We start from the raw sequence: 8,215 nt of genomic DNA, 5'->3' as shown, positions 1-8,215 counted from the left end.
GTATGACGGCCACCGGCTCCCGGCGCTACGGCGAGACGACACTCTGGCTCGCCGAGGCCGGATAGCGACCCATTGCCATGACATGGGCATCTCGTCGGCCAATGGTGCCGACGCGAACCGAGGTCTCGGGCCTCGACTGCTCCCGCGCTCACGGGCCCGTCCTGCGGTCGAGTGGCCGGTGCCGGCACCGTCCCGGCGTTGAGTGGCAGAAGCCCGCAGACCGGTAGGTGGCGTACGCGTCGCCAATTGAGAGACACGCCCTAGCTGCCGGATCGCGCCGCGACGGCCGCGAAGAACGCGTGTTGCTGGGGGATCCAGGCGGGGTCGGCGGGATCGTCGAAGGCTGTGGCGCCGCGGGCGGCGACCATTGCCTCCAGGAGCGGGGCGAACTCTCCGCCCCACAGTGTCGCCGCCCATCCGGCTCCCGCGCGCTTGGACAGGACCTGCCCGGTCTCGTGGGCCGCGACCATCCGGGCCAGATTCAGCACGCTGTAGCGCTGGCTCCACGCATCGGTGAACGCCCACTCGTCCAAGTCGGGCAGCCATTCAGCCAACCGTGCGGCCGCGTCGGCGACGACAAGGTCGCCCGGCACCCGAGGCACGACGGTGGTCGCCGACGGCCCAGCCAGGGCAATCCCGTTCTCGTGCAGGATGACTCGGGCCGAGATGGTGTCACAGTGATTCGAGATCTCGAGGCGATCGGACCCGTGGTCGACATACGGCCAGCTGGCCCGGCCCACGCCGGAGAGGGAGCGGAGTTCGGCGGCGACGGCATACGATCCCTCGAGGTGACGGGTCCAGTGGCTCTCGCCGTGCGCGAGCCGGTGGTGCAGCCGCGCGAGCGCGACGAACTGTTCCTCATCGACCGGGCCGCCGGTGATGATGAGGAAGTCGGCATCGCTCTCCAGATCGGCGTCGCCCTGGGCGAGGGAACCGTGCAGATAGGCACCGACGAAGCGGTCACCGAGGATTTGCCGCGCCGCGGCGACGAGGTCGTCGAGCACCGCTGCGAGCTCGTCCGCGCGGGGTGCGCCGGTCAGCAGATCGAGAGTCCGTCGTGCCACGGAGGCCGATCGTATGCCTGTCCGGGCGCGGGATTGCTAGGTTTTTTCAATGACGTCGCGCGTGGTGTGCCCCGGCTCCTTCGACCCGGTGACGAACGGGCATCTCGACGTCATCATCCGCGCAGCCGCCCTCTTCGACGAGGTCGTGGTCGCGGTCATGCACAACCCGGCCAAGAGCGGCACCTTCCCGGTCGAGCAACGGATCGCCTTCATCGAGGAGGCAACGGCCGGCACGTCCGGGGTGCGGGTGCTGGCCTTCACGCCCCGGCTGATCGTCGACGTGTGTCGGGATCTCGAGGCAACGGCGCTGCTGAAGGGGCTGCGGGGCGAGGTGGATTTCGCGTATGAGGTGCCGATGGCCTCCATGAACCGTCACCTCACAGGAGTCGAGACCCTGTTCCTGCCGGGCGACCCGGCCGTCGCGCACATCTCGAGTTCACTGGTCAAGGAGGTGTGTGCGCTCGGCGGCGATGTCACCGGGCTCGTGCCCGACCCGGTCCGCGACGCCCTGGTGGCCCGCCGGGACGGCTCGCGCTCCTCGTGAGGAACGGCAATTTGGGGTCCGCCGGGCCTCGCCGGTAAGCTTGACTTTCGGTCTGTGTCCTCGCTTGACGCGGCCCGATCCGACCATCAGTCCTTGCGTGGAGCCATGAACCGTCTCGACCCCCGCTCACCCATGGTGTTCAGCACCGTGGAGCTGGGCCGCCGTCCGGGAACGATGGTGCAGGTCACGCGCGAGATCGAGTCATCGGAACCGATCGGCACCGATGTCCTGGCCGTCCCCGCGGGGGCGCCGCTGGACGTCGAGTTGCGGATGGAATCGGTTCTCGAGGGCGTGCTGGCGAGCGGTTCGGTCCGGGCCACGGCGGTCGGGGCATGCGTGCGGTGCTTGGAGCCGGTGACCGTCGATGTCGACGCCACCTTCCAGGAACTGTTCGCGTATCCCGAGCGGGCCGCCCACAACCGCAAGGTGGGTGCCACGGACGAGGAGACACAGGAGTACGAAGTCCAGGACGACTACCTCGACCTGGAACCCGTGCTCGTGGATGCGGTGGTGCCAGCACTGCCCTTCCAGCCGGTGTGCCGGGACGACTGCCCGGGGCTGTGCCCGCAATGCGGGTTCCGTCTCGCGGACGACCCGGCGCACGCCCATGAACTGCTCGACCCGCGGTGGTCGGCCCTGGCGGACCTCGCCACGGGCGCCGACGCGGCCGACCCTACTGAGAAAAGGAACTGACGTGGCTGTCCCGAAGCGGAAGACCTCGCGCTCCAACACCCGTTCGCGCCGCGCCAACTGGAAGGCCACGGCGGTCGCCACCACGACCTGCCCGCAGTGCAAGTCACCGATGGTGCCGCACGTCGCATGCCCGTCCTGCGGCACCTACAAGGGGCGCCACTACGGCGCCGCCGAGCGCACCGAGCACCAGGCCTGAACCCAGGCCGTCCCTCATGCAGCGGCCCATCGACGAGCTCCGCGACCACATTCTTGGGGTCTGCGGGGTCGCCGTCGAGGGGCCGCTCTTGACGTTGGCGCTGACCCACCGCTCCTACGCGTATGAGAGCGGGGCCATCCCACACAACGAGCGGCTGGAGTTCCTCGGCGACTCGGTGCTCGGGATCGTGGTCACCGACCACCTCTATCGCACCTACCCCGATTACACCGAGGGGCACCTGGCCAAGCTGCGTGCCGCCACCGTGAACATGCGCGCGCTCGCCGACGTCGGGCGCACCATCGGCCTCGGCGACTTCCTCTTCCTCGGCCGCGGCGAAGAGACCACCGGCGGCCGCGACAAGACCTCGATCCTCGCCGACACCACCGAGGCCGTCATCGGTGCCGTCTACCTCGCGGGCGGTATGGCCGCGGCCACCGTCTTCGTCCACCATCTCGTCGACCCCGTGCTCACCGCGTCCGCGCGCCTCGGTGCCGGCCTGGACTGGAAGACCTCGCTGCAGGAACTCAGCGTCACCCGCGACCTCGGACCCATCCAGTACACGATCGTCGGCGAAGGTCCCGAACACGAGAAGGTCTTCACCGCCTCCGCTCTCGTCGGCGGCACCGTGCACGGCGTCGGCGTCGGGCGCACCAAGAAGGACGCCGAGCAGCAGGCCGCCGAGCAGGCCTGGCGGGCGCTGTCCGCCGGCCCCGTGATCGACGCTCCGGAGGCCGTCCCCGTCGACGGGCACGTGGTCGAGGCCCAGGCTGTCCAGGCCCACGCAGGCGATGTCCTCACCCCGCAGCCGCACCCGGCGACCTGACCCCGGTGCCGGAACTCCCCGAAGTCGAGGTGGTCCGCCGCGGCCTCGCCGCGCACGTCACCGGCGCTCGGATCACCGACGTCGAGACCCACGGCGCCCGGGTGCTGCGCCGCCACGAACCCGGCGCCGCCGACTTCGCCGCCCGCCTGCGCGGGCGCACGATCCGCGAGGTGGCTCGCCGCGGGAAGTACCTGTGGCTCGACGTCGGTGACGAGGCCGTCGTGGTCCACCTCGGGATGAGCGGGCAGATGCTCCTGGCCCGCCCCGGCGACCCCGACCCGCGCCACCTGCACGCCCGCTTCGGCGTGACCACCGGTGAGGGCGACCCGATCGAGGTGCATTTCGTCGACCAGCGCACCTTCGGCGGGCTGGCGCTGACCGCGGTGGACCAGGACGGCACACCCGAACCCGTCGCCCACATCGCCCGCGACCCGTTCGACCCGCTCTTCGACCCCCTCGCGGTCGCGCGACGGATCACCAAGCGCCCCAGCGCGATCAAGCGGCAGCTGCTCGATCAGACGATCGTCTCGGGGATCGGCAATATCTATGCCGACGAGGCGCTCTGGCGCGCCAAGCTACACGGCGAGCGGCCGGGCGACCGCCTGACCAAACCCGCGGTCGTGCGGCTGCTCGGGCACGCGCACGACGTGATGTCTGACGCCCTCGGCGAGGGCGGGACGAGCTTCGACAGCCTCTATGTCAACGTCAACGGCGAGTCGGGCTACTTCGAGCGATCCTTGAATGCCTATGGGCGAGGTGGCCAGCCGTGCCGCCGCTGCGACACGCCGATGCGCCGCGAGCACTTCATGAACCGCAGCTCCTTCAGCTGCCCGCGCTGCCAGCCGCGTCCACGCCGGGGCTGACTGCGAGGCGAGGGAGCCTCGGTGACGAGCGCCTCGAGGCGGGTCGCGACGTCGATCAGGTCCAGGTCGCGGCCGAAGCGGCCCACCACCTGCACGGCGAGCGGGATGCCGGCGCTCGTGCGCCCGAGCGGCAGCACGATCGCCGGGTGGCCGGTGAGGTTCCACGGCGGCCGCCGGGCGGGTATTGCCCTGCCCGCCGAAGGTCGTGACCACGCCCGCGACGTCGATCTCCGACTTGATGGCGACGGGCACACCGAACAGCGGCAGGGTGGCGCGGTCGGCCGGGTCGAGGGCATCGAGGCGGGCGGCGTCGGCCAGGGCGGGTTCGGCACGGACTGCCTCGACGGCATTCAGGGGTCCGTTGCGCTAGGCGATCCGCTCCAGGCACGCGGCGATCACGTCGGCGACCGAATGCGAGCCGGTGCGCAGCGCGGCGGCTAGGTCCGCGAGTGGCAGGTTGAGGACCTCGCAGGCGGCGGGCGGTGTCGTCATGGCACGCGGGTCACGGGATGGGGAGGGGCTTGAGCTTCACGACCTTGCCGGTGTGCTGGTAGGACAGGTCGGCGAGGGCCTGGCGCACGAGCGCGGCATACCGGTGCTGGCCGGTCATGCTCGGATGGATGCCGTCGGGCTGGAGCAGGCCGCGTTGCTTGGTCACCTCGGCGTTCCAGTCGGCGACGATGGCGTTGGGGTAGTCGGCCGCGACCTTGGCGAGCGTGGTGTTGTCCGCGGTGGCGCGCGCCTCATTGAGGTGGATGTTGACGAGCACGACCATGCGTTTGGGGCCGAGTTTGTCCAAGGTGGCTCGGACATCGGCCTCGTCGACACCGGCATTGGTGCCGAACGACAGGACCACGGCTCGGCGGATATCGGTGCCCGAGGCGGTCACGGCGGCCAGCCCGGCCGACCAGCGGCGGTTGGACTTGGCGTCGATGCGGATGCCGGGGAAGTAGTACTTCAGTGCGGGCACGGACCCGATCATCATGGAGTCGCCGTAGGCGTCGATCTGGTTGCCCTTGGGCATCGTGAAGGTCGCCGTTGTCAGGGCGGGCGCGGTGGCGGTCGAGGTGGCCGTGCGCTCGGCGGCCTTCGCGTTGGCCGCGATCAGTTTCTCGGTCGAGGTGGCGTCGGGCGCCGTGGCGATGACGGCCACCGTCGCCACGACGAGCACCGTGATCGCCCCGGCCAGCACCCGCGCGCCGTCGGCCCGCCCCGGGACACAGGCGGCGAGCCGGGTGAACGCACCTCGCCAGCCGAAGCGACGCACGGGTCGTTCGACGAGGCGGAAGGAGAGATCGGCAATGGCGAAGGTGACCAAGACCGCCCAGAGGCGCGAACTGAGGAATCCGGCGGAGCCCGGCACGGACGTGATGTCGGCGTTGACGACCAAGATGACCGGCCAATGCCACAGATAGATGCCGTAGGAGCGCTCGCCGATCCACCGCATCGGGGGCAGGTCCAGAAGGCGGGCCAGCGTGCCGCCGCCGACGGCCACCGCGATGAGTGCCGCGGTGGCCAGGCTCGCGATCGCCAACCCGCCGCGGAAGGTCAGAGCGCGGGACTCCTCGAGCCACCACATACTGCCCAGCAGCACGGCACCGGCGATCCCGGCCACCGGACGCCGGCGGGCCACCCAGGCGGGCGCGGCCAGCCGGGCGGCCCCACCGTCGGCATACCAGAACGCCAGCGCGGCGCCGATCATCAGGCCGAAGACATGGGTGTCGGTGCCGTAGTAGACGCGGGTGGCACCGGCGTCGGGATCGAACCGGAGCGCCATGAGAACGGCGGAGAGCACCGCGAGTCCGCCGGCGATGCCGGCCCGCGCACGGCCGCTGCGGACCAGTCTCAGCAGGACCAGGGTCGCCAGGGGCCAGATCAGATAGAACTGCTCCTCGACGGCCAGGGACCAATAGTTCATGAACAGCTGCGGCGTCGTCGCGTGGAAGTAGTCCGCGCCCGCGGCGATCTGGACCCAGTTGAACGCGAAGGTGAGCGCACCGAGCACCTGACTGCCGACCCCGACGAGCAGGTCGGCCTCGGTCAGGCGCGCCAGCAGCACGCTGACCGGGATGGCCAGCAGCAACGCCGGGAGCAGGCGGCGCGCCCGCCGGCCCCAGAAACCGGCCAGATCGACGCGCCCGGTGCTGGCCCGTTCACGCACGAGCAGGGTCGTGATGAGAAAGCCCGAGACGACGAAGAAGATGTCGACGCCGATGAAGCCGCCGGGCAGCCACGCGGCGTTGAGATGGAAGATCAGCACCGCGACGATGGCGACCGTGCGCAGCCCGTCCAGGCCAGGCAGGCGACCGGTCGATGGCGCGCTGGAGCGGACCCGCGATGGAGCGCGCGGCGCGGGCCGCGACGACGCGGTCGCGGAGCCGGGCGGCGAAACCGTCGCCGTCATGGCCACCTCCAGGTCGGACGGCAGGCGCCGTCGGTCACGGGGAAGAGACGAGATCACCTCCTCCATGCCACACCGTAGGGACCGGCACCGACAGCGTGCGGGAGGCACGCGGGAACGCGGCCTAAGCTGGCCGAATGCCGGATCACCACGACCCCAGCGCGCCCGAGGATGCCGAGCGGGTCGTCGTCCACGTCAGCGGCCGTGTGCAAGGGGTGGGTTTTCGGTGGTGGACCCGGGCCCGCGCCCTCGAACTCGGCCTGAACGGCTATGCCCGCAACACCGACGACGGGCGCGTCGAGGTCTGCGCCGAAGGCGCCCCCGACGCGGTGGCGCGGCTGCTCGCCCTGCTCAGCGAATACCCCTCCACCACGCGCCGCCCGGGTGCCGTGCGGGCCGTCTCGACGCCGGTGCGCGGGGCCCCACGCGGCTACGAGGGCTTCGCCGAACGCTGACCTCGGCTACAAGAGCTGCGCCCACGGTATGCCGGCCCGCCGCGGACCGGCCCGCCGCGGACTGGACAGGGGGCACGGGGAGGGGAGCGGGCCTCATACCATCGCGGGTATGACGCGGGGCGAGCCGAGCGGAACCGACGCGGGGATGCCCCCGGAACTGATCCGTCTGCGATCGAGCATCGACAATATCGACGCGGCGCTGGTGCACCTGCTGGCCGAGCGGTTCAAGGCCACCCAACAGGTCGGGGAACTCAAGGCGGCCCAGGGGCTGCCGCCGGCGGACCCGGCCCGTGAGGAGCGGCAGATCGCCCGGCTGCGCGCCCTCGCCCACGACGCGGGCCTGGACCCGCAGTTCGCGGAGAAGTTCCTGAACTTCATCATCGCCGAGGTGATCCGCCATCACGAGGCGATCGCCGCCCACAGCACCGACTGAGCGACCGGCCGATCGGCACAGCTCACGCTGCGCCTGCCGGCGGGGCGGTTATGCCGCGGTTACAGTGGGCGGGCCGATCCCACCACGCAAGGACGCCGCCGAGTTGTATGTCAAGACGCTGACCCTGAAGGGCTTCAAGTCCTTTGCGTCGGCCACGACCTTCCGCCTCGAACCGGGCGTGACCTGCATCGTCGGGCCCAATGGCTCGGGCAAGTCCAATGTCGTCGACGCGCTCGCCTGGGTGATGGGCGAGCAGGGCGCCAAGAGCCTGCGCGGCGGCAAGATGGAGGACGTCATCTTCGCCGGCACCTCCGGGCGCGCGCCGCTCGGGCGCGCCGAGGTCACGATGACCATCGACAACACCGACGGTGCCCTGCCGATCGACTACACCGAGGTGACGATCAGCCGCACGATGTTCCGCGGCGGCGGCTCCGAATACGCCATCAACGGCACCCACTGCCGCCTGCTCGACATCCAGGAACTGCTCTCCGACAGCGGCATCGGCCGCGAGATGCACGTCATCGTCGGGCAGGGCCAGCTCGACACCGTGCTGCGCGCCACCCCGGAGGAGCGCCGCGGGTTCATCGAGGAGGCCGCCGGCGTCCTGAAGCACCGCAAGCGCAAGGAGAAGGCGCTCCGCAAGCTCGAGACCATGGAGGCCAACCTCACCCGGGTGGCCGACCTGACCAGCGAGATCCGCCGCCAGCTCGGGCCCCTCGGCCGGCAGGCCGAGGCCGCCCGCA

The 8,215-nt window shown here is 70.8% G+C and carries 10 protein-coding genes and 1 pseudogene; 8 read left to right on the top strand and 3 right to left on the bottom strand.

Annotation, left to right across the window (positions count from 1 at the left end):
• Nucleotides 1-260: 260 nt before the first annotated feature.
• On the bottom strand, nt 261-1,064 hold the full coding sequence (locus BN11_RS10275; RefSeq protein ID WP_048697316.1) for a nucleotidyltransferase domain-containing protein: 804 nt from the start codon (nt 1,062-1,064) through the stop codon (nt 261-263).
• A gap of 49 nt (nt 1,065-1,113) precedes the next feature.
• Here BN11_RS10275 and coaD point away from each other — a divergent pair, with 49 nt between their 5' ends.
• The 5 genes from coaD (at nt 1,114) to mutM (ending at nt 4,183) form a co-directional block, all read left to right on the top strand.
• The gene (gene coaD, locus BN11_RS10270; RefSeq protein ID WP_048697314.1) at nt 1,114-1,608 is read left to right on the top strand and encodes a pantetheine-phosphate adenylyltransferase; all 495 of its coding nucleotides are present in this window, start codon (nt 1,114-1,116) and stop codon (nt 1,606-1,608) included.
• Nucleotides 1,609-1,713: 105 nt separating this feature from the next.
• Nucleotides 1,714-2,301, top strand: coding sequence for a YceD family protein (locus tag BN11_RS10265; protein WP_048697312.1), 588 nt, complete (start codon nt 1,714-1,716; stop codon nt 2,299-2,301).
• A gap of 1 nt (nt 2,302) precedes the next feature.
• Entirely contained in the window at nt 2,303-2,497 is a 195-nt protein-coding gene (gene rpmF / locus BN11_RS10260; protein ID WP_048697311.1) for a 50S ribosomal protein L32, read from the top strand.
• Nucleotides 2,498-2,513: 16 nt separating this feature from the next.
• Entirely contained in the window at nt 2,514-3,320 is an 807-nt protein-coding gene (gene rnc, locus BN11_RS10255; RefSeq protein ID WP_048697308.1) for a ribonuclease III, read from the top strand.
• A gap of 5 nt (nt 3,321-3,325) precedes the next feature.
• A complete protein-coding gene (gene mutM, locus BN11_RS10250) occupies nt 3,326-4,183 on the top strand; it encodes a bifunctional DNA-formamidopyrimidine glycosylase/DNA-(apurinic or apyrimidinic site) lyase (RefSeq protein WP_048697306.1) in 858 nt (285 codons plus the stop codon).
• A 249-nt stretch (nt 4,184-4,432) separates the two neighbouring features.
• On the opposite strand, the pseudogene BN11_RS25150 reads toward mutM, so the two are convergent.
• Nucleotides 4,433-4,501, bottom strand: a pseudogene (locus BN11_RS25150) (hypothetical protein); the annotation flags it as partial.
• A 184-nt stretch (nt 4,502-4,685) separates the two neighbouring features.
• A complete protein-coding gene (locus BN11_RS10240) occupies nt 4,686-6,587 on the bottom strand; it encodes an acyltransferase family protein (protein ID WP_048701209.1) in 1,902 nt (633 codons plus the stop codon).
• 134 nt (nt 6,588-6,721) lie between these two features.
• Between BN11_RS10240 and BN11_RS10235 the strand changes: the two genes are divergently transcribed.
• The 3 genes from BN11_RS10235 to BN11_RS10225 all read left to right on the top strand — a co-directional run.
• Nucleotides 6,722-7,039 carry an acylphosphatase gene (locus BN11_RS10235; protein ID WP_048697301.1) on the top strand — a complete coding sequence of 106 codons (318 nt, stop codon included), beginning with the start codon at nt 6,722-6,724 and terminating at the stop codon, nt 7,037-7,039.
• A 109-nt stretch (nt 7,040-7,148) separates the two neighbouring features.
• A complete protein-coding gene (locus BN11_RS10230; RefSeq protein ID WP_048697300.1) occupies nt 7,149-7,472 on the top strand; it encodes a chorismate mutase in 324 nt (107 codons plus the stop codon).
• Nucleotides 7,473-7,575: 103 nt separating this feature from the next.
• Nucleotides 7,576-8,215: chromosome segregation SMC family protein (locus BN11_RS10225; protein ID WP_048697297.1), on the top strand; the 640-nt coding region annotated here is incomplete at its 3' end.

It is taken from the genome of Nostocoides australiense Ben110 (assembly GCF_001050535.1).
In the GTDB taxonomy this organism is placed as follows: domain Bacteria; phylum Actinomycetota; class Actinomycetes; order Actinomycetales; family Dermatophilaceae; genus Nostocoides_A; species Nostocoides_A australiense.
The sequence above is the reverse complement of the archived record's forward strand: the minus strand, read 5'-3'. Positions and strand labels throughout refer to the sequence as shown.